We start from the raw sequence: 26,376 nt of genomic DNA, 5'->3' as shown, positions 1-26,376 counted from the left end.
AAACACAAGTCATTTGACTTGTGTTTTTTTGTATTGTTAAAAAGAATGGGAAAGAAGTAATGGTAATACAAACACGTTGCCCAAGAGTTAATCATATTATATAAAAGATGGGTGTATATTTTTCTGTAAATTGTTAAGGATTAGAAGTATAAAATAGGTTCACTTAAATAGGGAGGGAAGGTTATGAAATTACAAAGTGAAGTCTGTATTGTTTGTGAGACGAAAAGAAAAGAAGGTATATATGTTTATAATAATTTAATATGCTATGAATGTGAAAAGGATATGGTGAATACAGAGACAGATGATCCGAAATATATACATTATTTAAAGCAGCTTCGAAAATTAGAAGTATCATATTTTTAAATAGGCATATGCCTATTATTTTTTTTGTTCTGTATAATAGATAGAGAATGAATAATAAGGAAGAGATGTAGATGAATCAAAATCGTATGCCTTTATATGAGGCGTTAATAGAGTTTAAAGAAAGAGGGCCGTTATCTTTTCATGTTCCAGGTCATAAGAATGGTTTAAACTTCCCTCAGGAGGCAATAAGAGAGTTTAAAGATATTCTATCTATTGATGTAACTGAGTTAGCAGGACTAGATGATTTGCATAGTCCGTTTGAATGTATAGATGAGGCACAACAATTATTGGCTGAAGTTTATAATACAAAGAGGAGCTATTTTTTAATTAATGGTTCAACAGTCGGGAACTTAGCAATGATTTTGTCTTGTTGCGGGGAACATGATATTGTTCTTGTACAAAGAAATTGCCATAAATCAATTATTAATGCTTTAAAACTTGCGGGAGCAAATCCCATTTTTTTAGATCCATGGATTGATGAAGCTTATAACGTACCGGTGGGAGTTCGTAACGAAATTATTAAGAAAGCAATTGAAAAGTATCCAAATGCGAAAGCGCTCATTTTAACGCATCCTAATTATTATGGTATGGGGATGGATCTAGAGGCAAGCATCGCTTTTGCACATGCACATAAAATACCTGTTTTGGTAGATGAGGCACATGGGGCACATCTGTGCTTGGGAGAACCATTCCCGAAGTCAGCATTAACATATGGTGCAGATATTGTAGTTCATTCTGCACATAAAACATTACCCGCAATGACAATGGGTTCCTATTTACATATAAATAGTCACTTAGTAGACGAAGAGAAGGTTACTACTTATTTAAGTATGCTACAATCTAGTAGTCCATCGTATCCAATTATGGCTTCCTTGGATATAGCACGCTTTACAATGGCGCGTATAAAAGAAGAAGGTCACAGTGAAATTGTTGAGTTCTTACGAAAATTTAAGGAACAATTACGTTCTATTCCTCAAATCGCCATTTTAGAATATCCGTTGCAAGATGAGTTAAAGGTCACCGTACAAACTCGTTGCCAGTTATCAGGGTACGAATTACAGTCTGTATTTGAAAAGGTCGGTATATATACAGAGATGGCTGATCCGTACAATGTCCTATTTATTTTACCCTTACAAGTAAATGAGGGATATATGAAGGTTATAGAGATGATCCGAGTAGCATTGCAACATTATGAGGTGAAAGACAAGAGGGAATCTATTCGTTATACTTATAAAGGTGAATTCTCTCTTTTACCGTATACGTATAAACAACTAGATGGATATGAAACAAAGATAGTATCTATAGAAGATGCTGTTGGAATGATAGCGGCGGAAATGGTGATTCCGTATCCACCTGGAATTCCATTGATTATGTATGGAGAGAGAATTACTTCAGAGCATAAAGAGCAAATTATGTATTTAGAGAGAGCAGGAGCTCGTTTTCAATGTAATACGAAATATATGAAAGTGTATGATATAGAAAGTAGGTTTTAGGATGAAGGGATTATTTGTAACAATTGAGGGCCCAGAAGGTTCAGGTAAAACAACGTTAATCAAAAGCTTATTGCCATATTTTGAAAAAAAAGCACAAAAGGTAATGGCGACAAGAGAACCAGGCGGTATTGCAATTTCTGAGGACATTAGGACGATTTTACATAAACAAGAATATACGATGATGGAAGCACGTACAGAAGCGCTTCTTTATGCTGCTGCGCGCAGACAACATTTAGTAGAAAAAGTTATGCCAGCACTTAATGAGAACTACCTCGTGTTATGTGATCGTTTTATAGATAGCTCTTTAGCATACCAAGGCTATGCAAGAGGATTGGGTATGGATAAGGTATTTGAAATAAATCGTTTCGCAACAGAGGACTGTATGCCTAGTTTAACAATTTATCTAGACATTGAGCCTGAGGTTGGTTTGGCTCGGATTGAAAAAGATGCAGGACGTGAAGTAAATCGACTAGATATGGAAGATATCTCTTTCCATAAACGTGTGCGCGAAGGGTATTTACAAGTTGTAGAACGTTTCTCGGATCGTATTGTATTGGTAAATGCTGATCAGCCGATGGAAAAACTTATAGAAGAAGTTGTTCAGATTATAGAAGATAAATTGTTATAATAGAAGGAAAGAATGAAATAAGTGAGGTATGCATTATGACGAAGACGTGGGAGCAGCTTTCTGCTATACAACCCATCGGTGTAAAAATGTTGATGAATAGCATTGCAAAAGAGCGTATATCCCACGCTTACTTGTTAGAGGGAGGGAAAGGGACAGGAAAGTTTGCGACAGCAATTCAAATGGCAAAGAGTTTCCTCTGTTCTGAGCGAAATGGGGTAGAGCCCTGCCATGTATGTACAAACTGTAAGCGAATTGATTCAGGTAACCACCCTAACTTACATATTGTAAAACCAGACGGATTATCTATTAAAAAGCAGCAAATTCATGATTTACAAGAAGAGTTTTCAAAAACAGGATTAGAGGCAAATAAAAAATTATATATTATTGAGCACGCAGATCGTATGACAGCAAATGCGGCAAATACACTTTTGAAATTTTTAGAAGAACCAAGTAGTGATACAACTGCTATTTTACTTACTGAACAAAGTCATCAAATTTTAAATACGATTTTATCTCGTTGCCAAGTTGTTACGTTTAGACCGTTACCTACGGAATCTTTAATTAGAAGATTACAGGATGAAGGGATTACAGCATCTTTATCGACACTTGCTGCTCAACTTACAAATAGTTTTGATGAAGCTTTAGCTTTATGTAGTGATGAATGGTTTGCACAAGCACGAGCTTTAGTGATAAAATTATGTGAAGCGCTCGAAAAAGATAAAACCTCTATTTTTTTTGTACAAGAAAAATGGGGAAAACACTTTGGAGAGAAAGAACAATTACAGCAAGGTTTAGATATGTTACTCCTTATTTATAAGGATTTATTATATGTTCAACTTGGAGAAGAAGATCGTCTTGTTTTTCATGATCAGAAAGAGATGTTTGAATCGTTTTCCTATGCTCAGAAGCGCATTGTATCAGCTCTCTTTAATATATTAGAGGCAAAAAATAGAATCAACGCTAATGTAAATGCGCAGCTTGTGTTCGAACAGTTAGTGTTGCGGTTGCAGGAGGGATGACCGTTTTGTATGATGTAGTAGGTGTTCGCTTTAAGAAGGCCGGAAAGGTATATTACTTTGATCCAAATCAGTTCGATATCTCTGAAAATGAGTTTGTCATTGTAGAAACGGTAAGAGGTATTGAATACGGAAAAGTAGTTATTACCAAAAAACAAGTTGATGAAAACGACGTTGTATTACCGCTAAAAAAGGTTATTCGTATTGCAAATGAAAATGATCGTACCATTGTTGAAGAGAACAAACATGCTGCCAAAGAAGCATATCAAGTCTGTCAACAAAAGGTAGTAGAGCATAATCTTGATATGAAACTTGTAGATGTAGAGTATACATTCGATCGTAATAAGATTATTTTCTATTTTACTGCGGATGGTCGGATCGATTTCCGCGAACTAGTGAAGGACTTAGCCGCAATTTTTAGAACAAGAATTGAACTAAGACAAATTGGTGTTCGTGATGAAGCGAAGATGCTAGGTGGTATTGGTCCATGTGGTCGTATGCTTTGTTGTTCTACTTTTTTAGGGGATTTTGAACCTGTATCCATTAAAATGGCAAAGGATCAAAATTTATCATTAAATCCTGCAAAAATCTCTGGTTTATGTGGTCGCTTAATGTGTTGCTTAAAATATGAGAATGATGAATATGAGGCAGCAAAGGAACAACTTCCTGATTTAGATCAACGTATACAAACCCCGCATGGTACTGGCCGTGTTATCGGATTAAATATTTTAGAAAGATTAATTCAAGTGGAACTAGTAGACAAGGAACGGATAGTAGAATATACGTTAGATGAGTTAGTGAATAAAGGGGTCGTTTCGAGTCAAACCACAGATTAATGAGGTGGGTGCTTGTGGAGAAAAAAGATATTTTTGAATCGGTTTCTAGTATGGAAGAGCAAATTGGACATTTATATAAACAGTTGGGAGAGTTAAAACAGCATCTTGCAGAGTTGTTGGAAGAAAACCAGCATATAAAAATGGAAAATAACAATTTGCGACACCGTTTTGAAGAAGTGCAGAATAAAGAAAAACAAAAAACTCAAAAACGTAAAGAAGTGAAGCCGAAAACAGATATTGGTGAAGGCTATGACAATTTAGCGAGACTGTATCAAGAAGGTTTTCATATTTGCAATCTACATTATGGAAGTGTACGTAAAGAGGGAGATTGTTTATTCTGTCTGTCATTCTTAAATAAAAAGTGAAATTACCTTTCCAATTATAATTGGAAAGGTAATTTTTTATACATGAAATAGGGTAGGTTAAGGGTAAGAAAAGGAGCAGTATATGAATTTATATGAAGATGAACGTTTAGATTACTTATTAGCACAAGACATGAAGATTATACAAAGCCCATCAGTATTTAATTTTTCTTTAGATGCCGTTTTACTTGCAGATTTTGCATGGGTACCAATTCAAAAGGGGAATTTACTTGATTTGTGTACAGGTAACGCGGTTGTTCCCCTTCTATTAAGTACAAGAACAAAAGGAAATATTACTGGGGTGGAAATTCAAGAACGCTTATATGATATGGGAGTAAGAAGTGTTCAATACAATGGGTTGGAGGAAAGAATTCACCTCATACATGGAGATTTGAAAGATATGCCAGAGAAACTTGGGCGTCATCAATATGATGTTGTTACATGTAATCCACCATATTTTCAAACACCTCAAACTTCAGAGAAAAATATGAATGAACATTTAGCGATAGCTCGTCATGAAATTATGTGTACATTAGAAGATGTTGTATCTGCAAGTAGTCAGTTAGTAAAACAAGGTGGGAAAGTAGCGTTTGTACATCGTCCAGGGCGATTACTAGACATTGTCACATTAATGCGTAAATATAAAATTGAACCAAAGCGTGTGCAATTTGTTTATCCTAAGGTTGGAAAAGAAGCAAATACATTGTTAATTGAAGGAATTAAGGATGGAAATGCAGATTTGAAAATTTTACCGCCTCTCGTTGTATATGAGAACAATAACGAATATACAAAGGAGCTACGTTCGATTTTATATGGAGAAGAATAAGCACTTTTTTTATGTGGTAGAGTGCTCTGATGGAAGTTATTATGCTGGATATACAAACCATATAGAAAAGAGAATTCAGACTCATAATAGCGGCAAAGGGGCTAAGTATACACGCGTCAGGCTTCCTGTTGTTTTAAAATATGTAGAGACCCACGATGATAAGCGTACAGCTATGCAAGCGGAGTATTACTTTAAGCAATTAACGAGAAAACAAAAAGAGGCATATATGCAAAAAGGAGAACGTTATGTGGCAACAAAAAAGCTTTCAACAAAATGAAAAGGGAGTTTTATATTTAGTACCAACTCCTATTGGAAATCTAGAAGATATGACATTTCGTGCAATCCGAATTTTAAAAGAAGTTGATTTAATTGCTGCTGAAGATACGAGACAAACGAAAAAACTTTGTAATTATTTTGAAATTGAAACACCTGTTACGAGTTATCATGAGCACAATAAAGAAGTAAGTGGGAAGAAACTATTAGAGAAATTAGAGGATGGAAAGAATGTAGCACTTGTTAGCGACGCTGGTATGCCGTGTATTTCTGATCCAGGTTACGATATTGTCGTTGAGGCAGTAGCTGAGCAATATCATGTAATTCCGCTTCCAGGAGCAAATGCAGCCCTTACAGCATTAATTGCATCCGGTCTTGAAACAAAGCAGTTTTATTTCTATGGTTTCTTGCAGAGAAACAAAAAGGAACGAAAGATGGAGTTAGAAAAGCTTCGTTATGTACAAACTACAATGATGTTTTATGAAGCGCCTCATCGTTTAGACGATACTTTAATTTCGATGCAGGAAGTGTTGGGAAATAGAGAGATTGTATTATGTCGAGAGTTAACGAAAAAATTTGAGGAATTTATTCGAGGGACAATCGAAGAAGCAATTGAGTGGACGAAGCAAAATGAAGTACGTGGTGAGTTTTGTATTTTAGTAGCTGGTTCAACAGAAGAACCTGCTCCAGAAGAACAATGGTGGGAATCTCTTTCGGTATATGATCATATTGAATATTATATAAATGAAAAAAGTATGAATTCAAAAGAAGCGATTAAAACAGTCGCTAAAGATCGAGATTTGTCGAAAAGAGATGTATATCAAATCTATCATGTCGATAAAAAATAAGCTTCTCATAATTGAGAAGCTTATTTTGCTGTTTCGATATAATCTTGAAGTTCGTTTAAGATTTGCTCAGCGCCTTCTTTGCTTAAGATGATTTTACCTTCAGCTAAAGAAAGGTTACCGTCAGATACTTCACCAGTTACTTGGCAAGTCATGTTTGGTTTATATTTCTTTAAGATGATTTTTTCGTCATCAACATAGATTTCAAGAGCGTCCTTTTCTGCAATACCTAAAGTACGGCGTAATTCGATTGGAATTACTACACGACCTAATTCATCAACTTTACGAACAATACCAGTAGATTTCATAATTTTTTTCCTCCTAAATAAATAGTTTATAAGTTTCGAGTCTATTTTTAGATTCGTCATTTTTCGACAAAATACCCTATGGACATATGATACCAATCATTTACATTTCCGTCAATTCTTAAATTCTATATTTTTTAAAAAGATTTATAGATTTCTTATTTCTTATATATAATAGATTGAGAGGAAATTCCATAATTATTTACATTATTTTCTGAAAAAACAATAAATTAAAAGTGGAGATTGTATATTTTTGTGAAATATGAGCAATAGATGATAAAGATATCGAGCATTAAGACCTAAATTTAAAATTAGGTTGGCGTAAAGAAGATAAGTTAGATTTGGGCTGCTCGTAAAAGCCCAATTAATGTGGGCTAATAATTAGTGGGGAGGAACAAAAACCCTACTGATTAAAGTTTCACTTTATATATGAGTTTTTGATATACTGTTTATAAATACATATGAGGTTATTCGGGAGGTTCAAAACAATGACAGAGGAAAATAAGTCCTTTTATATTACTACCCCAATTTATTATCCAAGTGGAAAATTACACATTGGACATGCTTATACGACAGTAGCAGGAGATGCGATGGCACGATATAAGCGTATGCAAGGTTATAATGTGCATTATTTAACAGGAACTGATGAGCATGGACAGAAGATCCAAAAGAAAGCAGAAGAGTTAAATATTACGCCACAGGCATATGTTGATAACATTGTTGCAGGAATTAAAGAGCTTTGGGAGAAGATGGATATTTCTTATGATGATTTTATTCGTACAACTGAAGATCGTCATAAAGATGTTGTCGAAAAAATCTTTAAGCAATTAGTAGATCAAGGTGACATTTATCTTGATGAATATGAAGGTTGGTATTCTGTACAAGATGAGACGTTCTATACAGAGCATCAATTAGTAGATCCAATTATGGAAGGCGACAAAGTAGTTGGAGGAAAAAGCCCAGATAGTGGTCATGATGTAGAACTTGTTCGTGAAGAATCTTATTTCTTTAGAATGGGTAAATATGTCGACAGACTATTAAAGTTCTATGAAGATAATCCACATTTCATTCAGCCGGAGTCTCGTAAAAATGAAATGATTAATAATTTTATTAAACCAGGATTAGAAGATTTAGCGGTTTCTCGTACTTCATTTGACTGGGGAGTTCGTGTTCCTGGTAACCCAAAACATGTTATTTACGTATGGGTTGACGCATTATCTAATTATATTACGGCGTTAGGTTATGGAACAGCAAATGAAGAGAAATATAAAAAATTCTGGCCTGCAGATGTGCATTTAGTTGGGAAAGAAATTGTTCGTTTCCATACAATTTATTGGCCGATAATTTTAATGGCATTAGATTTACCTCTTCCGAAGAAAGTCTTTGCTCATGGCTGGATTTTAATGAAGGATGGAAAGATGAGTAAGTCAAAAGGAAACGTAGTAGATCCAGTTACATTAATCGATCGTTACGGATTAGATGCATTACGTTATTACCTACTTCGTGAAGTTCCATTTGGATCTGATGGTGTATTCACACCAGAAGGATTTGTGGAGCGTATTAATTTCGACTTAGCAAATGACTTAGGTAATTTATTAAATCGTACAGTAGCTATGATTGATAAGTATTTTAACGGAGAAATCCCTGCATTTAAAGAAAATGTGACGGAATTTGATGAAACGTTAGTAGCGTTTGCACAAGATACTTTGAAAAAAGTAGAAGAAGCAATGGAGAATATGGAGTTCTCTGTAGCGTTAGGATCTATTTGGCAACTAGTTAGTCGTACGAATAAATATATTGATGAAACACAACCATGGGTATTAGCAAAAGATGAGAATGATCGTGAAAAGTTAGCTTCTGTAATGGCTCATTTAGCAGAAGTACTTCGTCAAACAGGTATTATGCTTATGCCATTCTTAACAGTAGCACCAAGCAAGATGTTTGCTCAGCTTGGCCTTACTGATGAAGCTCATAAATCTTGGGAAAGTCTATCTACAATTGGCTGCATTCCAGCTGGAACAAAAGTAGAAAAAGGAAACCCAATTTTCCCTCGTTTAGAAATGGAAGTGGAAGTAGAGTACATTAAAGAACAAATGAAAAGCTCTGCTCCTAAAGTAGAAGAGAAAAAAGAAGAAGAACCGAAGGCAGAAGAAATTACAATTGATGATTTCTTTAAAGTAGAATTACGCGTAGCTGAAGTACTATCTGCTGAACCTGTGAAAAAAGCAGACAAGTTGTTAAAAATTCAACTAGACTTAGGCACAGAAAAGCGTCAAGTTGTTTCTGGAATTGCAAAATTCTATTCGCCGGAAGACTTAAAAGGTAAAAAGGTTATTTGTGTAACAAACTTAAAACCTGTAAAATTACGCGGTGAATTATCGCAAGGTATGATTTTAGCGGGTGAAGAGAATGGCGTATTGTCATTAGCATCAATTGACCAAAATCTACCAAATGGTACAAAAATCAAGTAATTAAGACAAGAAAAGAGATGTTTCACGTGTAACATGTGTGAAGCGTCTTTTTTCTTTTTACACTCTCTATTTTTGCATTAAGATTGTAGTATTGTTATCGTTAAGTTATTAAAGAACTTATTTTTGTAGAATAAACTTGATTTCAATATAAAAGGAGTTATGTATTATGTTGTTTGATACACATTCACATTTGAATGCAGAGCAATTCGAAGAAGATTTGCAAGAGGTTATTGCCCGAATGAAAGAAGCGGGAGTTACTTATACAGTTGTTGTTGGTTTTGATGAAGTAACGATAAAAAAGGCGATGGAATTAGCTGAAGCCTATGATTTTATTTACGCTGCGGTTGGCTGGCATCCAGTTGATGCAATCGACATGACAGAAGAACATTTAGCTTGGTTAGAAGAACTTGCTTCTCATCCTAAAGTCGTTGCACTTGGAGAAATGGGCTTAGATTATCACTGGGATAAGTCTCCAAAAGAAATACAGAAAGAAGTATTTCGTAAACAAATTGCATTAGCGAAAAAAGTAAATTTGCCGATTATTATACATAACCGCGATGCAACTCAAGATATTGTCGATATTCTAGAAGAAGAGAATGCAGCTGAAGTAGGAGGCATTATGCATTGCTTTAGCAGTAGCGTAGAAGTAGCAGAGCGATGTGTTGATATGAACTTTTTAATTTCGTTAGGTGGACCAGTTACATTTAAAAACGCTAAGAAACCGAAAGAAGTTGCTACGGAGATTCCATTAGAGAAATTGTTAATAGAGACGGATTGTCCCTATTTAACGCCGCATCCATTTCGCGGGAAACGAAATGAACCGAGTTATGTAAAACTCGTAGCAGAAGAAATTGCGAATTTAAAAGGAATTTCTTATGAGGAAGTAGCAGAAATGACAACTAAAAATGCAAAAGTTTTATTTGGTGTTGAATAAAAAGAACGGGGGAAACCTGTTCTTTTTTATTTTGAGAAAAACTAGTAGAAGTAATGAAGAAAATAAATGTGAATGATGAAGTGTTACAATAAGGACAGGGAACAAAGATTTTTCTATTCTATTTTTTAAAATATAAGAATGGGGAAAATAATAATGGAAAAGTCGTCATTTTTTTGTTTTACTAAGTAGAGACGAAATGAGTGTGGAGGCAAGCATGAAAATAAAAGAGATTATCGTTGTAGAAGGTAAAGATGATACAGTTGCGATTAAGCGTGCTGTTGATGCGGATACAATTGAAACGAACGGTTCAGCAATCGGTGATCATGTTATTGAGCAAGTTAAATTAGCGCAGCAAAAAAGGGGCGTTATTATTTTCACAGATCCGGATTATCCTGGAGAGCGTATTCGAAAAATTATTTCTGACAAGGTTCCTGGCTGTAAGCATGCTTTTTTACCGAAGGAAGAAGCGCTTGCTAAAAGGAAAAAGGGTGTTGGGATTGAACATGCTTCTAATGAGTCGATTCGCCGTGCTCTAGAGAATATACATGAAGAAATGGAAGCTTACACAAGTGAAATTAGTTGGAGTGATTTAGTCGATGCAGGCTTAGTGGGCGGAGAAATGGCAAAGAGCCGCAGAGAAAGAATGGGTAAGCTATTAAAGATTGGTTATACAAATGCAAAACAGTTACATAAACGATTACAGATGTTTCAAGTTTCAAAGGAATCATTTGCAGAAGCTTATAAGCAAGTAATACAGGAGGAAAAAAAATGAAGGATATCGCAACGCCAAATCGTACAAAAGACATTGTTGAAAAGTATGGATTTTCATTCAAAAAAAGTTTAGGACAAAACTTTTTAATTGATACAAATGTATTAAATCGTATTGTCGATCATGCAGAAATTGGTTCAGAAAGTGGTGCAATTGAAATTGGACCAGGTATTGGTGCATTAACAGAGCAATTAGCGAAGCGTGCTAAAAAAGTAGTGGCTTTTGAAATTGATCAAAGACTATTACCAATATTAGATGAGACGTTAGCGCCATATGGTAATGTTACAGTTATTAATAAAGACGTACTAAAAGCAGATGTACATGAAGTATTTAATGAGCAATTTGAAGAAGGGCAAGATGTAATGGTAGTAGCTAACTTACCGTACTATATTACAACGCCAATTTTATTTAAATTGCTTGAAGAAAAGTTACCAGTTCGTGGATTTGTTGTTATGATGCAAAAAGAAGTTGGAGATCGTTTAGCTGCTAAACCTGGAACGAAAGAGTATGGTTCTTTATCGATTGCCATTCAGTACTATACAGAGGTTGAAACAGTTATGACTGTACCGCGTACAGTGTTTGTACCACAGCCAAACGTTGATTCTGCAATTATCCGCCTTCTAAAGCGTCCTAAACCGGTTGTAGAGGTGACAGATGAAACGTTCTTCTTTGAAGTAGTACGAGCAAGTTTCGCACAGCGCCGTAAAACTTTAATGAATAATTTATCAAATAATTTAAATGGTTTCCCGAAAGATAAGGAGTTATTGGATCGAATTTTAACAGAAGTAGGAATTGATCCAAAGCGAAGAGGCGAAACGCTATCTATTGAAGAGTTTGCAACATTAAGTAATGCATTAGTTCTTCATAAATTATCATAAGAATATGAAAGGGACAGTTCAAGTTGAACTGTCCCTTTTGTCACCTTTCTCTCTCTAAATTCATACTTTAAAAACAGGTAAGATGGCCTAATGAGTTTGGAGGTAGGAGAATGGTTTTACATGTTGGAGAATTAGTGGAACGATATTCTCATAAGAGGGATATTCTTTTTCGTATTATAGAAATAAAAGGCGAGATAGCTATATTGTTTGGAGAAGAAATTAGACTGGTGGCGGATGCGCCACTTGAAGATTTAATTAGTATAGATCAAAGAGAACATAAAAAAAGGGTGAAGCGTGAGAAAGAAACAATGGAGCGCACGTATCGTTTGTTTCAACAAGATTATGTACTGATGAAACAAAGGCATGAACATACTTCAACTGGTGGATACACAAGTGAGGTAAATTATTTTCAAATGCCGGGACGTGTATTGCATATAGATGGAGACCCTTTATATTTGCGCAAGTGCTTAGATTTATATAATAAAATTGGCGTTCCTGTTCAAGGTATTCATTGTAAAGAAACGGAGATGCATGAAAAAGTAGTAGACTTAATAGATCACTTTCGCCCAGACATTCTCGTTATTACAGGACATGATGCATATACAAAATCAAAAGGAGTGAAGGGAGATTTAGCGGCATATAGGCATTCAAGGCATTTTGTACAGGCTGTTCGTGAAGTGCGAAAAAAATATCCATCATTGGATCAACTTGTTATTTTTGCTGGGGCATGTCAATCACATTTTGAGGCACTAATTCGTGCAGGGGCCAATTTCGCTAGTTCACCATCTAGAATTAATATTCATGCACTAGATCCTGTATATGTAGTTGGTAAAATTAGTTTTACTTCATTTATGGAGAGAGTCAATGTATGGGATGTCGTACGTAATACAATTACTGGTGAAAAGGGACTAGGTGGAATTGAAACGAGAGGGATTTTACGAACGGGATTACCTTTTCAACATTACGAAGAGTAAGCAGGATACATATGTATCTTGCTTTTTGTATGGAAGGATTTAAATGAATTTGGATAAAAAGAGGTAAGAACGTAAAGACTACGTAATGATACTTTTACAATATAGTATTTCTTCTATCTATTCAAACGCAGGATGATATTAGCTGTGAATCGCGGTTAATAATTAGGATAGATATATCGTGCTTTAAGTGTTCAATCTAAATTACAGCGAGGTGTAGCGAAGTATATGTCAAAACGTTTAGATGAAATTAAAAGCGAATTAGATCACCATCTTGGACAGCGACTTATGTTAAAAGCAAATAGTGGAAGAAGAAAAACTGTGGAGCAATCAGGTGTACTAGCAGAAACATACCGTTCCGTTTTTGTTGTACAATTGGATCAACAAGAAGATGCGTTGCAACGTGTATCTTATAGTTATGCAGATGTTTTAACAGAGACAGTAGAGTTAACATTTTATGGAGACCCTCATAATGAGGTCATTTTATAATCTGTATATCATTACATATATTCCCATAAATGAAAAGCTATATTATTTTGCATACTAACTATACCGTAGCAAAATAAGGAGGGACTCTGCATTGAGTAGACGAAGAGGTGTCATGTCAAACCAATTTAAAGAAGAGCTAGCAAAAGAGCTTGGCTTTTATGATGTTGTTCAGAAAGAAGGATGGGGCGGAATTCGTGCGAAAGATGCTGGTAACATGGTGAAACGTGCTATAGAAATTGCAGAACAGCAATTAATGAAACGAAACCAGTAGTTGTAAGATACTTTCTATGCTACGGTAGCCGAGGAGACATTCCTCGGCTTTTTGTACTCTAAAAGGTGCCATCATTTTACATAAGTAGTTTCATTCTGAATGCTTTTCGTTATAATTAGGGAAGTGTCATCGTCTTACTATAAATTTATGGTAAAATAAACGATAAAAGATTGAGTACATAGAGTGGGTGAATAGATTGAAGCTACTAGTGAAAGCACCAGCAAAGATTAATCTGTCGTTAGATGTACTGGGAAAAAGACAAGACGGATATCATGAAGTGAAAATGATTATGACAACCATTGATTTAGCAGATCGTCTAGAACTAACGGAATTAGCAGAAGACCGTATTGAAATTTTATCCCATAATCGGTATGTCCCAGACGACCAACGAAATTTAGCTTATCAGGCAGCGAAATTATTAAAAGAGAAGTTTAATGTAAAAAAAGGTGTATCTATTACTATTGAAAAAACGATTCCAGTAGCAGCTGGATTAGCAGGTGGAAGTAGTGATGCAGCAGCGACATTACGTGGTCTTAATAAATTATGGAATTTAGGGCTTACAATTGATGAGTTAGCAGAGCTTGGTGCAGAAATTGGATCAGATGTATCGTTCTGTGTATACGGAGGCACAGCAATTGCCACTGGAAGAGGAGAGAAAATTGAGCATATAAAGACTCCGCCTTCTTGTTGGGTTATTTTAGCGAAACCACATATAGGTGTATCTACTGCTGATGTGTATGGAAATTTAAAGTTAAATCGAGTTACACATCCAAATGTAGATAAAATGGTTGATGTCATAAATTCTGGTGATTATAAAGGAATTTGTGATACTGTTGGTAACGTTTTAGAAGATGTAACATTTGGAATGCATCCTGAAGTTGCCCGTATTAAATCACAGATGAAGCGATTTGGAGCGGATGCTGTATTAATGAGTGGAAGTGGTCCAACTGTATTTGGACTTGTACACCATGATTCACGAATGCATCGCATTTATAACGGATTAAAAGGATTTTGTGAACAAGTCTATGCGGTACGTTTATTAGGAGAGCGAGAAACGCTTGAATAAAGACGTATAATACGTTATGATTTGTTTAGAATATTCGTGATTTGAGGTGAGAGTATGAAAATTAGAAGAAGTACAAGATTAGTCGATATGACTTATTACTTGCTACAAAACCCTCGTCAGCTAGTATCTCTCACTTTTTTTGCTGAAAGGTATCAATCGGCTAAGTCTTCCATTAGTGAAGATTTAGTTATTATTAAGCAAACGTTTGAACAACAAGGGGTCGGCACATTGCAAACGATACCAGGAGCAGCAGGAGGAGTGAAATATATACCGTATATAAGTGAAGAAGAGGCAGATCTAATTATTGATGAGCTTTGTGGCTTATTTGAAAACCCAGATCGTATTTTGCCTGGCGGTTACTTATACATGACAGATTTATTGAGTAATCCTCGCCATATTAATGGCGCAGGTCGTTTGTTTGCTTCTGTTTTTGCTAGGCAACCAATTGATGCAGTTATGACGGTGGCAACGAAGGGGATTCCACTTGCTTATGCAGTGGCAAATTACTTAGATGTACCAGTTGTAATTGCAAGGAAAGATAATAAGGTAACAGAAGGTCCGACTGTTAGTATTAACTATGTGTCGGGTTCTTCTAAACGAATTCAAACAATGACGTTAGCAAAACGCAGTCTTCCAGAAGGGTCGAATGTTTTAATTATTGATGACTTCATGAAAGCTGGCGGAACAATTCAAGGTATGATGAGTATGCTAGAAGAATTCAAGGCTAATGTTGTTGGTATTGGTGTATTAGTAGAATCCACAGATATTGAAGAACGACTAATTAATAATTTTGTATCATTAATTCGTCTATCGGAAGTTGATGTGAAAGAAAAAACGATTCAAGTGGAAAAAGGGAATTATTCTCTTGCGCCATTTGATGAAGGGCTTGTAGAGGCGGAATAAAAGATAGAGCAGATAGCTCTATCTTTTTTATTTTATTTATAGATTATAAAATAGATGGACAAACTGCCTTTCGTACACTATTTTTAAAGAGTAAAATAAATAATAAAAGGGTGAAAAGTATGAAAGTTGTTCAAACAAGCAAGGCACCACAAGCAATTGGACCTTATTCACAGGGGATTATTGTAAATAACATGTTCTATAGCTCAGGACAAATTCCATTGATGGCAAATGGGGAGCTTGTAACAGGAGATGTAACAGTACAAACAGAACAAGTATTTCAAAATTTACAAGCGGTATTAGAGGAAGCAGGTGCTTCATTTGATACAGTCGTAAAAACAACAGTATTTTTAAAGGACATGGATGATTTTAATGCTGTGAATGAAGTGTATAGCTCTTATTTCTCTACTCATAAACCAGCTCGATCTTGTGTGCAAGTAGCAAAATTACCGAAAGATGTTTCCGTTGAAATTGAAGTAATCGCCCTAGTTAAGTAACCTTTTGTAAGCGATAACCTCCACTAATCTCTATATTCAACTACTTTAAAAATTTTTATCTTAAAAATTTTTAAAAAATTAAAGGGAAAATAGAAAATTTGTGGAATTTATACAAATATATCGCTTATTTAGAAAAGGGTGGTGAACACAAGATGGAAGTGACTGACGTAAGATTACGCCGCGTAAACACAGAAGGCCGCATGAGAGCAATTGCCTCTATTACTCTAGACCATGAATTTGTTGTTCATGATATTCGTGTAATTGATGGTAATAATGGATTATTTGTAGCAATGCCAAGTAAACGTACTCCAGATGGAGAGTTCCGTGACATTGCACATCCAATTAATTCTGGTACACGCTCTAAAATTCAAGATGCGGTTTTAACAGAGTATCATCGTTTAGGCGAGTTAGAAGAGGTTGAGTTTGAAGAAGCAGGTGCTTCGTAAAATTCGAATGAAAAGGGCTTTTGACAAAAAGCCTTATAATTTTGTAGCAAACTCCTGTAAGCATTTACAGGGGTTTGTTTTTTTTTGCTTTATATTTGGAAACTTCATAATTTATTAACATAAAAAGAAGAAACTACTAATTTTTTCAAAATCATTTTAAATAGTATAGCTTATTTCTTAAAAAAGATACTAAAGAGTAAAACATCTTATAAGAATTATGGTAAAATTTAATAGTTAAAATGTGTTTCTTGAAATATATGATGATTTAGGATAATATCTTTAATGGATAAATAGGTTGCGATGGAGGGTCTATATGTCAAACAGATTTGCAGTGATTCTAGCTGCAGGTAAAGGCACACGTATGAAGTCAAAGCTATACAAAGTGCTGCATCCTGTATGTGGAAAACCTATGGTACAACACGTAGTCGATCAAGTATCTCAATTAGGATTGCAGAAACTTGTAACGGTTGTTGGACATGGTGCTGAAATGGTACAAGAACAGCTAGGGAACGTAAGTGAGTTTGCATTACAAGCAGAACAACTTGGTACAGCACATGCTGTAGATCAAGCTGCAAATGTACTTGCAAATGAAGAAGGAACAACTTTAGTTATTTGTGGTGATACGCCTCTAATAACTGCTGAAACAATGGAAGCATTACTTCAGCAACATAAAGAAGCAGGAGCAATGGCGACGGTGCTAACAGCATACATAGAAGAGCCTGCTGGATATGGCCGTATTGTTCGTAATGAGAATGGTCATGTTGAAAAGATTGTTGAGCATAAAGATGCAAATGAGAAAGAATTAGCTATTAAAGAAATCAATACAGGTACGTATTGTTTTGATAATAAGGCTTTATTTGCTTCACTTTCTAAAGTTTCAAATGATAACGTGCAAGGTGAATATTACCTTCCAGATGTTATTGAGATTTTAAAAAATGAAGGTCATATCGTATCAGCTTATCAAACAGAGCAGTTCGATGAAACGTTAGGTGTTAACGACAGAGTCGCTCTATCGCAAGCGGAAATTATTATGAAAAACCGTATCAATCGAAAGAACATGGTAAATGGTGTTACAATTATTGATCCAAGTAACACTTATATTTCTGCTGATGCAATTATCGGTAGCGATACAGTTCTTCATCCAGGAACAATTATTGAGGGGAACACTGTAATTGGTTCTGATTGTGAAATTGGACCGCATACAGTAATTCGCGATAGTGAAATTGGAGATCGTACGACAATTCGACAATCTACTGTACATGATAGTAAGCTTGGTACAGAAGTATCGGTTGGTCCATTTGCACATATTCGCCCAGATTCAGTTATTGGAGACGAAGTACGCGTTGGAAACTTCGTGGAAATCAAAAAAACTGTCTTTGGTAATAGAAGTAAAGCTTCACACTTGAGTTATATCGGGGATGCACAAGTTGGAGAAGACGTGAATCTTGGTTGTGGTTCAATTACGGTGAACTATGACGGTAAGAATAAATTCAAAACTGTGATTGGTAATGGGGTATTTATTGGATGTAATTCAAACCTTGTTGCTCCAGTAACAGTTGAAGATGGTGCTTATGTGGCGGCAGGCTCTACAATTACAGAGAATGTTCCATCAAAAGCATTATCGGTAGCACGTGCACGTCAAGTTAACAAAGAAGACTATGTTGATCAATTGCTGAATAAGAAAAAATCATAATAATGTGGAGGGTTAATCTAGATGTCGACTCAATATCTAAATTCTAATTTGAAAGTATTCTCTTTAAACTCTAATAAGGAACTTGCTGAGCAGATTGCAAAGCATATTGGAGTAGGACTAGGAAAATGTTCTGTTGATCGTTTTAGTGACGGAGAAGTTCAAATTAACATTGAAGAAAGTATCCGTGGTTGCGATGTATTCATTATTCAATCTACAAGCTTCCCAGTAAACGAACATATCATGGAATTACTTATTATGATCGATGCATTAAAACGTGCATCTGCGAAAACAATTAATATTGTTATTCCTTACTATGGTTATGCGCGTCAAGACCGTAAAGCGCGTTCTCGTGAACCAATTACATCGAAACTTGTAGCAAACTTGCTTGAAACAGCAGGTGCAACTCGTGTAATCACTCTAGATTTACATGCTCCACAAATTCAAGGGTTCTTTGATATCCCAATCGACCACTTAATGGGTGTACCGATTCTTTCTGATTACTTTGAAACAAAAGGTCTTAAAGATATCGTAATCGTGTCTCCTGATCATGGTGGTGTAACTCGTGCGAGAAAAATGGCAGATCGTCTAAAAGCGCCAATCGCTATTATTGATAAGCGTCGTCCTCGCCCGAACGTTTCAGAGGTAATGAACATTATCGGTAATATTGAAGGCAAAACAGCGATTTTAATTGATGACATCATTGATACAGCTGGTACAATTACATTAGCAGCAAACGCTCTTGTTGAGAACGGTGCTTCTGAAGTATATGCTTGCTGTACACACCCAGTATTATCTGGTCCAGCAATTGAGCGTATTCAAAATTCAAATATTAAAGAGTTAGTTGTAACGAACTCTATCGTATTACCGGAAGAGAAGAAAATCGACAAAGTACATGAACTTTCAGTTGCTCCATTAATCGGAGAAGCAATCATTCGTGTATACGAAGAAGAATCTGTGAGTGTATTATTCAATTAATTGGATAGAATGAGACGTAACCAAAATTGGTTACGTCTTTTCGTATCGAAAAAAGAAAGTAGTGGTACAAGAATGAAATTGATAGTAGGACTTGGGAACCCAGGTAGAGAATATGAATTAACAAGGCATAATATTGGATTTATGGCCATTGATGAACTTGCGAAGCGTTGGAACATTTCTTTGAATGAACAAAAATTTAAAGGTGTATTTGGTGCAGGGTTTGTTAATGGAGAAAAGGTAATCTTATTAAAGCCGCTAACATACATGAATTTATCTGGGGAAAGTATTCGTCCACTCATGGATTATTATAAAATTGATGTTGAGGACTTCGTTGTTATGTACGACGATTTAGACATTCCTGTAGGTAAATTGCGTCTTCGCATGAAAGGTAGTGCTGGTGGACATAATGGTGTAAAGTCAACGATTTCGCACCTAGGAACACAAGAATTTCAACGTATCCGTATGGGAATTGATCGCCCGAAAAATGGAATGAAGGTAGTCGATTATGTATTAGGACGCTTTACATCTGAAGAGATTGCGGATGTTAACCATTCTATTGAAAAAGCAGCGGATGCATGTGAAGAGTGGCTAAATAAGCCTTTTCTTCAAATCATGAATACTTTCAATAGTTAAAAATGAGATTGGGAATATTTCTCTTTTGTTTTACCCATACTAGTAGTAATTGAATTTTTAGGAGGCTAGTATGGAAGGGTATTATTATTGCAGACACTGCGGAGGTAATGTAGGCTCCATTAACGCAGAAAAAGTATATAGCGACGTTTTATTTCAACTAACGGAGCAAGAAGTAGTAGAAATGATTCATTTTCATGAGAATGGAAATATATATATAAAAACGATTTGTGAATCGTGTCAAGAAACGCTCGCATCTTATCCTGAGTATTATGAGTATGAAAAATTTCTGCAATAAAATGTTGTCGCTTTGGCATGTCCAAAGCATTTTTCTGTTTTCCTTTTCCAAAATATTTGCATAAAATAGAATGACTTGCTCTTTATGTTGAGAGGAGTTTTAAAAATGATAGGTTTATTAGAGCAATTTTATAAAAATGAAGAGATACAATCGGTTATTAATGGGCTAGAAGATGGGTTAAAAGAACAACTTATATCAGGGATGGCAACGTCTTCTCGTTCATTATTAATGGCGGCTTTATATAAAAAAACAAAAAAATCACAATTAATCGTGACACATAACTTATACCAAGCACAAAAAGTACATGAAGATTTAGTGGCGTTACTTGGTGAAAAAGATGTGTGGTTATATCCAGTGAATGAACTGATAGCATCGGAAATTGGAGTTGCAAGTCCAGAATTGAAGGCGCAACGTATAGAAGTGTTAAATCGCTTGGCTGCGGGAGAGAATGGAATCATTGTAGCGCCAGTGGCAGGATTGCGTAGATTTTTACCAATAAAAGAATTGTGGAAGCAAAAGCAAGTTGAAATCAATCTAGGGCAAGAGATTGATTTAGATGCGCTCTTGCATACTTTACATCATATTGGCTATGAACGTAAGTCGATGGTAGAAGCTCCAGGGGAGTTCAGTTTGCGTGGGGGAATATTAGATATTTATCCTTTAACTGAAGAACTACCATTTCGTATTGAATTCTTTGATACAGAAGTCGATTCTATTCGATTATTTGATGTGGATGAACAGCGTTCTCAAGGTAAAAAAGAAAGCGTTAGGTTTGGTCCGGCAACAGAGTTTTTATTTTCACAGGAAGAATTAAAATCAGGAATTCAGCATCTTGAAGAAGGCTTGACTAAGACGATGCAAAAACTTTCTGATGATAAACTAAAGACTAAAGTGCTTGAGACGGTAAGTCATGAAATTGAGATGTTGAAAAACGGGCAAAGTATAGAACAGATGTTTAAATACTTATCTATTTTCTATAAAGAACCTGCTAGTCTGATAGATTATTTACCAGAAGATGGTGTTGTAATTTTAGATGAGATTTCCCGTATTCAAGAAACAGCATCACATCTTGAAACAGAAGAGGCGGAATGGTATATATCACTTCTTGGTGAAGGAACAATTATTCAAGATTTATCTTTCTCTCACCCATTCGAGGGGTTTCTTCATCATAAAAAAAGAAGTTTTGTATATTTAACGTTATTCTTGCGTCATATCGCACACACACATCCGCAAAATATTGTTAATGTAACATGTAAAACAATGCAAGATTTCCATGGACAGATGAATTTGTTAAAAACAGAAATTGATAGATGGAATGAAGGGCATTTTACGACTGTTGTACTCGGAACAGATGATGAACGTGTGAAAAAATTACAACATATTTTAAGTGATTATGATATTGAGGCAGATATTGTAGAAGGTACAGATATTTTATTGCCTGGAAGGTTACAAATTGCTGTAGGTGATTTACATGCAGGATTTGAAATGCCGATGCAAAAGCTTGTTGTCATTACTGAAAAGGAGCTTTTTCATAAGAAAGTTAAAAAATCAAAACGTAAACAAAAGCTATCGAATGCTGAACGTATTAAAAGTTATTCGGAATTAAAAGTTGGAGATTATGTAGTTCATGTAAATCATGGTATAGGTAAATTTTTAGGTATTGAGACATTAGAGATTAATGGTGTTCATAAAGATTATTTAAATATTAAATATCAAGGTAATGATAAGCTATACGTTCCAATTGAACAAATTGATCAAGTTCAAAAATATGTAGGATCTGAAGGTAAGGATCCGAAAGTTTACAAATTAGGTGGGAATGATTGGAAAAAGGTTAAAACGAAAGTTGAAAAATCTGTACAAGACATTGCGGATGACCTAATTAAACTATATGCTGAGCGCGAAGCTTCAAAAGGCTATGCATATACGCCAGATACGGCAGAACAACAAGAGTTCGAATCATCTTTCCCATACCAAGAGACAGAGGATCAGTTACGTTCTATTGACGAGATTAAAAAAGATATGGAACGCGGACGCCCGATGGATAGGCTCCTTTGTGGTGATGTAGGGTATGGAAAGACTGAGGTGGCTATTCGTGCGGCATTTAAAGCGATTATGGATGAAAAACAAGTTGCAATTTTAGTACCGACAACGATTCTTGCGCAGCAACACTATGAAACAATTCGAGAGCGTTTTCAAGATTATCCAATCAATATAGGCTTATTAAGTAGATTCCGTACGAGGAAACAACAAAATGAAACAATTAAGGGCTTAAAGGATGGAACAGTAGATATTGTAATCGGAACACATCGTATTTTATCTAAAGATGTTACTTATAAAGATTTAGGGCTTCTTATTATTGATGAAGAACAAAGATTTGGTGTGACACATAAAGAAAAAATTAAACAATTGAAGGCGAATGTTGACGTATTAACATTAACGGCAACTCCGATTCCGCGGACGCTTCATATGTCTATGCTTGGTGTGCGCGACTTATCTGTTATTGAGACACCACCAGAAAATCGTTTCCCAGTCCAAACGTATGTAGTCGAGTATAATCCAGCGTTAATGCGAGAGGCGATAGAGCGAGAGCTTGCAAGAGGTGGTCAAGTTTACTTCCTATATAACCGTGTAGAGGATATTGAAAGAAAAGCAGATGAAATTTCGATGTTAGTTCCAGATGCCCGCGTAACGTACGCACATGGGAAAATGAACGAAAGCGAATTAGAGTCTGTTATGCTATCATTTTTAGAAGGACAGCATGATGTTCTTGTAAGTACAACAATTATTGAGACGGGTGTAGATATTCCGAATGTAAATACGTTAATTGTATTTGATGCAGATCGTATGGGATTATCACAGTTGTATCAGCTTCGTGGGCGTGTTGGACGTTCTAATCGTGTTGCATATGCATACTTTGCATATAAACGTGACAAAGTGCTGTCAGAGGTTGCAGAGAAGCGTCTACAAGCAATTAAAGAGTTCACGGAACTTGGATCTGGTTTCAAAATTGCGATGAGAGATTTATCTATTCGTGGAGCAGGTAATTTGTTAGGGGCAGAACAGCATGGATTTATTGATTCTGTCGGATTTGATCTATATTCTCAAATGTTAAAAGATGCAATTGAACAGCGTAGAGGAACAGATGGGGCTGAAAATATAGTTAATGTTGAAATTGACTTAGAGGTAGATGCATACTTACCAGATGCTTATATTTCAGATAGTAAGCAAAAAATTATGATGTATAAACAATTTAGAGGTGTTTCTGCAATTGAGGATATTGAAGAATTGCAGGAAGAAATGATCGATAGATTTGGCGATTATCCACAAGAAGTTGGTTATTTATTACAAATTGCAAATATTAAAGTGTTGGCAATGAAAGAACAAATTGAATTAATTAAGCAGAATAAATTTGAAGTAACATTCCTGTTTTCTGAACAAGCAAGTCAAAATATTGATGGTGGAAAATTATTCATGCTCGGAAATAGTTTTGGACGTATGATTGGTTTAGGAATGGAAGGATCACAATTGAAAATTGTTATGAAAACAAATGGCTTAGAGACATCGAAGTGGTTAACGATTGCTGAAAATTTATTAAAAGGCTTACCAGATGTAAAAAAAGAAGTAATAAATGCCTAAAATAAGATAAAAAAATACAATTCGACGTGCATAGAAGAACTAATGTGTAAAATACTATATCTAACAGTTGGTGATTTTTACATGAACAGGTAAATTCACCACTTTGATCATCAGTAGAAAGTGAGGCAGCATTAGAATGAAAGCAACTGGAATCGTACGTCGAATTGATGATTTAGGCAGGGTCGTAATCCCGAAGGAAATTCGTAGAACTTTACGTATTCGAGAAGGAGACCCACTAGAAATATTTGTTGATCGCGATGGAGAGGTAATTTTAAAGAAGTATTCTCCAATTAGTGAGCTAGGTGATTTTGCAAAAGAATATGCTGATGCTTTATATGACAGCTTAGGACATAATGTGCTTGTGTGTGATCGAGATTCTATCATCGCAGTATCAGGTGTATCGAAAAAAGAATACTTAAATAAAAGTGTTGGCGATTTAATTGAAAAAACGATGGAAGAACGAAAGTCTGTTATTATGACGGATGAAAGTGATATTTCCATTATTGATGGTGTAACAGAAAAGGTTCATTCTTATACAGTTGGACCAATTGTTGCAAACGGAGATCCGATTGGAGCTGTCATTATTTTTTCAAAAGAAGCTATTATAAGCGAGATCGAGCATAAAGCGGTTAATACTGCTGCCAGTTTCTTAGCGAAACAAATGGAACAGTAAGGGTATATTGATTTTAGAAGTAGCAATCTTTCCTAATTATGATCTTTCTTTTTGAGAAATCAATTATTTGGAGATATATGTATATTGAATGAAGGTAGCACTTTGCTACCTTTTTTCGTTGAATATTTTTAACGTGTAGGAACTCATTATTACCCGTGTTGGGAAGGGAGTTTGTTCTTTTCTTTATGATATAATACGAGAGGTGAGAATAGAAAAAGGAGTTTTCTTGTATGGAAGCGAAGAAGTATCAAGCCTTTTGGCGTGGGGCTATTATATTAACGATTGCAAGTTTCGTTACAAAAGTATTAAGCGCTTTTTACCGTATTCCATATCAAAATATAGCGGGGGATATTGGGTTTTATATTTACCAACAAATTTACCCGTTTTATGGATTTTGTTTAATTTTAGCTACTTATGGATTTCCTGTTATCATTTCGAAAATGGTTGCAGAACGATTAGAGCGGGGAAAACAAAAAGAAGCAGAAGAAATTATTTGTGTATCTTTTTGGTTCTTATTAGGAATTGGTTTTATAGGCTTCTTGACATTGTTTTTTGGGGCCGAAACAATTGCGGTAGCTATGGGCGATATACACTTAGATAAGTTACTACGTGTTATTTCATTTTCATTCTTATTGATGCCATTTTTGTCTGTAGCAAGAGGGTATTTTCAAGGATTTAATAATATGATGCCAACGGCTGTTTCGCAAGTAATAGAACAAACAATTCGAGTTTCTATTATTGTATTTTTATCGCTATTCCTAATTGCTCACGGATTTGATTTATATACAGTTGGTGCAGGGGCTATGTTAGGCTCAATTGCGGGTGGTCTTATTGGGATTATTGTACTTATATTGTATATGCGTCAAGATTTTCGTTCTATATTCTTCAAAAGTGCAGCGAGAATTAAGGGTAAAAGGAAGATAGTTAAAATCCTTTTTTGGCAGGGGTTAGCGATTTGTGTTAGTAATTTAGTGCTTATTTTTATACAGATGGCTGATTCAGTGTCCTTTTACAGCTTACTTATTGGTGTGGGAGAACAGGCTGAAAATGCAAAGGTATTAAAGGGTGTTTATGATAGAAGTATTCCGCTAATGCAATTAGGTACTGTTGTGACGACTTCTTTCTCGTTGTCACTTATTCCGATTATTACAGCGGCGAAGGAAAGAGGAGATCTTTCCTTTATTCAAGAAAAGGTAAAGTTAGCAGTGAAAATAACATGTGTTATTGGACTTGCAGCAGCTATTGGACTAACTTGTATTATTCAACCTACGAATATTATGTTGTTTGAAAACAGTGATGGATCAGATGTTTTATCTATTTTATCGTTATCTATTTTATTTAGTTCATTGTCAATTACGACAGCTTCTATTTTACAAGGATTGGGGCAAACGTTTAAGCCAGCATTATTTGTTGTATTTGGAGGTTGCTTAAAGTTAGCGTTAAATTATATATTCATGCCTTATTTGGGTGTGAAAGGTGCAGCCTTTGCGACTTTATGTGCGTTAATTATAATCTCTGGACTAAATACTTTGTTGCTTACGAGAGCTGTATCAGGGTCACTTATCAATAAGCGAAATATGTTAGGGATAGTAATTAGTGGTATCTGTATGGGATTTGTATTAATGATATTCACACGTGTGTTACAGATGTCTGGATTAGTAATTGATACGGAACATAGAGGAAGCGCGACACTTGAAGCGTTGTTAGGTGTAGCCATTGGCGGATTGACATATATGTTTTTTATTTTGAAATTACGTGTATTTACAAAAAAAGAATTAGGAACCGTTATGAAACAAGAGAAAAAAGAAGGTTCATTGAAGAAGAGTGGATAG

At 35.4% G+C, this 26,376-nt stretch carries 28 protein-coding genes; 27 read left to right on the top strand and 1 reads right to left on the bottom strand.

Features of this window, described 5'->3' with window-relative positions; genetic code table 11:
- The first annotated feature begins 183 nt into the window (after nt 1–183).
- The 9 genes from HMPREF2590_RS08235 (at nt 184) to rsmI (ending at nt 6,645) form a co-directional block, all read left to right on the top strand.
- The gene (locus tag HMPREF2590_RS08235) at nt 184–363 is read left to right on the top strand and encodes a sigma factor G inhibitor Gin (RefSeq protein WP_000776279.1); all 180 of its coding nucleotides are present in this window, start codon (nt 184–186) and stop codon (nt 361–363) included.
- 71 nt (nt 364–434) lie between these two features.
- The gene (locus HMPREF2590_RS08230) at nt 435–1,856 is read left to right on the top strand and encodes an aminotransferase class I/II-fold pyridoxal phosphate-dependent enzyme (RefSeq protein ID WP_001075293.1); all 1,422 of its coding nucleotides are present in this window, start codon (nt 435–437) and stop codon (nt 1,854–1,856) included.
- A gap of 1 nt (nt 1,857) precedes the next feature.
- Nucleotides 1,858–2,484: a dTMP kinase gene (gene tmk, locus HMPREF2590_RS08225; RefSeq protein WP_000677214.1), complete on the top strand. Its 627-nt coding sequence runs from the start codon at nt 1,858–1,860 to the stop codon at nt 2,482–2,484.
- A gap of 35 nt (nt 2,485–2,519) precedes the next feature.
- Nucleotides 2,520–3,503: a DNA polymerase III subunit delta' gene (gene holB / locus HMPREF2590_RS08220; RefSeq protein WP_000169563.1), complete on the top strand. Its 984-nt coding sequence runs from the start codon at nt 2,520–2,522 to the stop codon at nt 3,501–3,503.
- Nucleotides 3,504–3,508: 5 nt separating this feature from the next.
- On the top strand, nt 3,509–4,336 hold the full coding sequence (locus HMPREF2590_RS08215) for a PSP1 domain-containing protein (protein ID WP_000272429.1): 828 nt from the start codon (nt 3,509–3,511) through the stop codon (nt 4,334–4,336).
- Nucleotides 4,337–4,350: 14 nt separating this feature from the next.
- Nucleotides 4,351–4,701: a DNA replication initiation control protein YabA gene (gene yabA / locus HMPREF2590_RS08210; RefSeq protein ID WP_000412063.1), complete on the top strand. Its 351-nt coding sequence runs from the start codon at nt 4,351–4,353 to the stop codon at nt 4,699–4,701.
- Nucleotides 4,702–4,783: 82 nt separating this feature from the next.
- Nucleotides 4,784–5,524 carry a tRNA1(Val) (adenine(37)-N6)-methyltransferase gene (locus tag HMPREF2590_RS08205; RefSeq protein WP_001055366.1) on the top strand — a complete coding sequence of 247 codons (741 nt, stop codon included), beginning with the start codon at nt 4,784–4,786 and terminating at the stop codon, nt 5,522–5,524.
- Nucleotides 5,511–5,801 carry a GIY-YIG nuclease family protein gene (locus HMPREF2590_RS08200; protein ID WP_000414350.1) on the top strand — a complete coding sequence of 97 codons (291 nt, stop codon included), beginning with the start codon at nt 5,511–5,513 and terminating at the stop codon, nt 5,799–5,801. Before HMPREF2590_RS08205 ends, HMPREF2590_RS08200 begins: the two co-directional genes overlap by 14 nt.
- Entirely contained in the window at nt 5,770–6,645 is an 876-nt protein-coding gene (gene rsmI / locus HMPREF2590_RS08195; RefSeq protein WP_000267821.1) for a 16S rRNA (cytidine(1402)-2'-O)-methyltransferase, read from the top strand. Before HMPREF2590_RS08200 ends, rsmI begins: the two co-directional genes overlap by 32 nt.
- Nucleotides 6,646–6,665: 20 nt before the next feature.
- Here rsmI and HMPREF2590_RS08190 read toward each other — a convergent pair whose 3' ends face one another.
- Nucleotides 6,666–6,950: an AbrB/MazE/SpoVT family DNA-binding domain-containing protein gene (locus HMPREF2590_RS08190; protein ID WP_000843036.1), complete on the bottom strand. Its 285-nt coding sequence runs from the start codon at nt 6,948–6,950 to the stop codon at nt 6,666–6,668.
- 485 nt (nt 6,951–7,435) lie between these two features.
- Between HMPREF2590_RS08190 and metG the strand changes: the two genes are divergently transcribed.
- The 18 genes from metG to HMPREF2590_RS08100 all read left to right on the top strand — a co-directional run bounded on the left by metG (nt 7,436) and on the right by HMPREF2590_RS08100 (nt 26,376).
- Entirely contained in the window at nt 7,436–9,418 is a 1,983-nt protein-coding gene (metG, locus tag HMPREF2590_RS08185) for a methionine--tRNA ligase (RefSeq protein ID WP_000134135.1), read from the top strand.
- Nucleotides 9,419–9,584: 166 nt separating this feature from the next.
- Nucleotides 9,585–10,352, top strand: a complete 768-nt coding sequence (locus HMPREF2590_RS08180; RefSeq protein ID WP_000895844.1) for a TatD family hydrolase — start codon at nt 9,585–9,587, stop codon at nt 10,350–10,352.
- A 214-nt stretch (nt 10,353–10,566) separates the two neighbouring features.
- A complete protein-coding gene (gene rnmV / locus HMPREF2590_RS08175) occupies nt 10,567–11,124 on the top strand; it encodes a ribonuclease M5 (RefSeq protein ID WP_000692835.1) in 558 nt (185 codons plus the stop codon).
- A complete protein-coding gene (gene rsmA, locus HMPREF2590_RS08170) occupies nt 11,121–11,999 on the top strand; it encodes a 16S rRNA (adenine(1518)-N(6)/adenine(1519)-N(6))-dimethyltransferase RsmA (RefSeq protein ID WP_000651548.1) in 879 nt (292 codons plus the stop codon). Before rnmV ends, rsmA begins: the two co-directional genes overlap by 4 nt.
- A 110-nt stretch (nt 12,000–12,109) precedes the next feature.
- Nucleotides 12,110–12,973 (top strand): sporulation peptidase YabG, encoded by an 864-nt coding sequence (gene yabG, locus HMPREF2590_RS08165; RefSeq protein WP_000242868.1) that lies wholly within the window; start codon nt 12,110–12,112, stop codon nt 12,971–12,973.
- A 225-nt stretch (nt 12,974–13,198) separates the two neighbouring features.
- The gene (gene veg, locus HMPREF2590_RS08160; RefSeq protein WP_000044347.1) at nt 13,199–13,459 is read left to right on the top strand and encodes a biofilm formation stimulator Veg; all 261 of its coding nucleotides are present in this window, start codon (nt 13,199–13,201) and stop codon (nt 13,457–13,459) included.
- A 91-nt stretch (nt 13,460–13,550) separates the two neighbouring features.
- On the top strand, nt 13,551–13,730 hold the full coding sequence (sspF, locus tag HMPREF2590_RS08155) for an acid-soluble spore protein SspF (protein ID WP_002094215.1): 180 nt from the start codon (nt 13,551–13,553) through the stop codon (nt 13,728–13,730).
- Between the two features lie 196 nt (nt 13,731–13,926).
- Nucleotides 13,927–14,796: a 4-(cytidine 5'-diphospho)-2-C-methyl-D-erythritol kinase gene (gene ispE, locus HMPREF2590_RS08150; protein WP_000772104.1), complete on the top strand. Its 870-nt coding sequence runs from the start codon at nt 13,927–13,929 to the stop codon at nt 14,794–14,796.
- 54 nt (nt 14,797–14,850) lie between these two features.
- A complete protein-coding gene (purR, locus tag HMPREF2590_RS08145) occupies nt 14,851–15,699 on the top strand; it encodes a pur operon repressor (protein WP_000702466.1) in 849 nt (282 codons plus the stop codon).
- Between the two features lie 119 nt (nt 15,700–15,818).
- Nucleotides 15,819–16,193 (top strand): RidA family protein, encoded by a 375-nt coding sequence (locus HMPREF2590_RS08140; protein ID WP_000869811.1) that lies wholly within the window; start codon nt 15,819–15,821, stop codon nt 16,191–16,193.
- 152 nt (nt 16,194–16,345) lie between these two features.
- Complete coding sequence (spoVG, locus tag HMPREF2590_RS08135; protein WP_000454041.1) at nt 16,346–16,639, top strand: septation regulator SpoVG; 294 nt, start codon at nt 16,346–16,348, stop codon at nt 16,637–16,639.
- Nucleotides 16,640–16,952: 313 nt separating this feature from the next.
- Nucleotides 16,953–18,332: a bifunctional UDP-N-acetylglucosamine diphosphorylase/glucosamine-1-phosphate N-acetyltransferase GlmU gene (gene glmU / locus HMPREF2590_RS08130; protein WP_000071033.1), complete on the top strand. Its 1,380-nt coding sequence runs from the start codon at nt 16,953–16,955 to the stop codon at nt 18,330–18,332.
- A 21-nt stretch (nt 18,333–18,353) separates the two neighbouring features.
- The gene (locus HMPREF2590_RS08125) at nt 18,354–19,307 is read left to right on the top strand and encodes a ribose-phosphate diphosphokinase (protein ID WP_000107420.1); all 954 of its coding nucleotides are present in this window, start codon (nt 18,354–18,356) and stop codon (nt 19,305–19,307) included.
- Nucleotides 19,308–19,379: 72 nt separating this feature from the next.
- Nucleotides 19,380–19,940 carry an aminoacyl-tRNA hydrolase gene (gene pth / locus HMPREF2590_RS08120; protein WP_003311537.1) on the top strand — a complete coding sequence of 187 codons (561 nt, stop codon included), beginning with the start codon at nt 19,380–19,382 and terminating at the stop codon, nt 19,938–19,940.
- Between the two features lie 70 nt (nt 19,941–20,010).
- Nucleotides 20,011–20,235 (top strand): anti-sigma-F factor Fin family protein, encoded by a 225-nt coding sequence (locus tag HMPREF2590_RS08115; protein ID WP_000399438.1) that lies wholly within the window; start codon nt 20,011–20,013, stop codon nt 20,233–20,235.
- Nucleotides 20,236–20,340: 105 nt separating this feature from the next.
- The gene (mfd, locus tag HMPREF2590_RS08110) at nt 20,341–23,871 is read left to right on the top strand and encodes a transcription-repair coupling factor (protein WP_000579679.1); all 3,531 of its coding nucleotides are present in this window, start codon (nt 20,341–20,343) and stop codon (nt 23,869–23,871) included.
- Between the two features lie 136 nt (nt 23,872–24,007).
- The gene (spoVT, locus tag HMPREF2590_RS08105; RefSeq protein WP_000648302.1) at nt 24,008–24,544 is read left to right on the top strand and encodes a stage V sporulation protein T; all 537 of its coding nucleotides are present in this window, start codon (nt 24,008–24,010) and stop codon (nt 24,542–24,544) included.
- A 230-nt stretch (nt 24,545–24,774) separates the two neighbouring features.
- Nucleotides 24,775–26,376 (top strand): putative polysaccharide biosynthesis protein, encoded by a 1,602-nt coding sequence (locus tag HMPREF2590_RS08100; protein ID WP_070861386.1) that lies wholly within the window; start codon nt 24,775–24,777, stop codon nt 26,374–26,376.

This window comes from Bacillus sp. HMSC036E02, from assembly GCF_001836235.1.
Lineage (GTDB): Bacteria > Bacillota > Bacilli > Bacillales > Bacillaceae_G > Bacillus_A > Bacillus_A cereus.
Note: the sequence above shows the minus strand (reverse complement) of the source record. Positions and strands in the feature narration are given on the sequence as shown.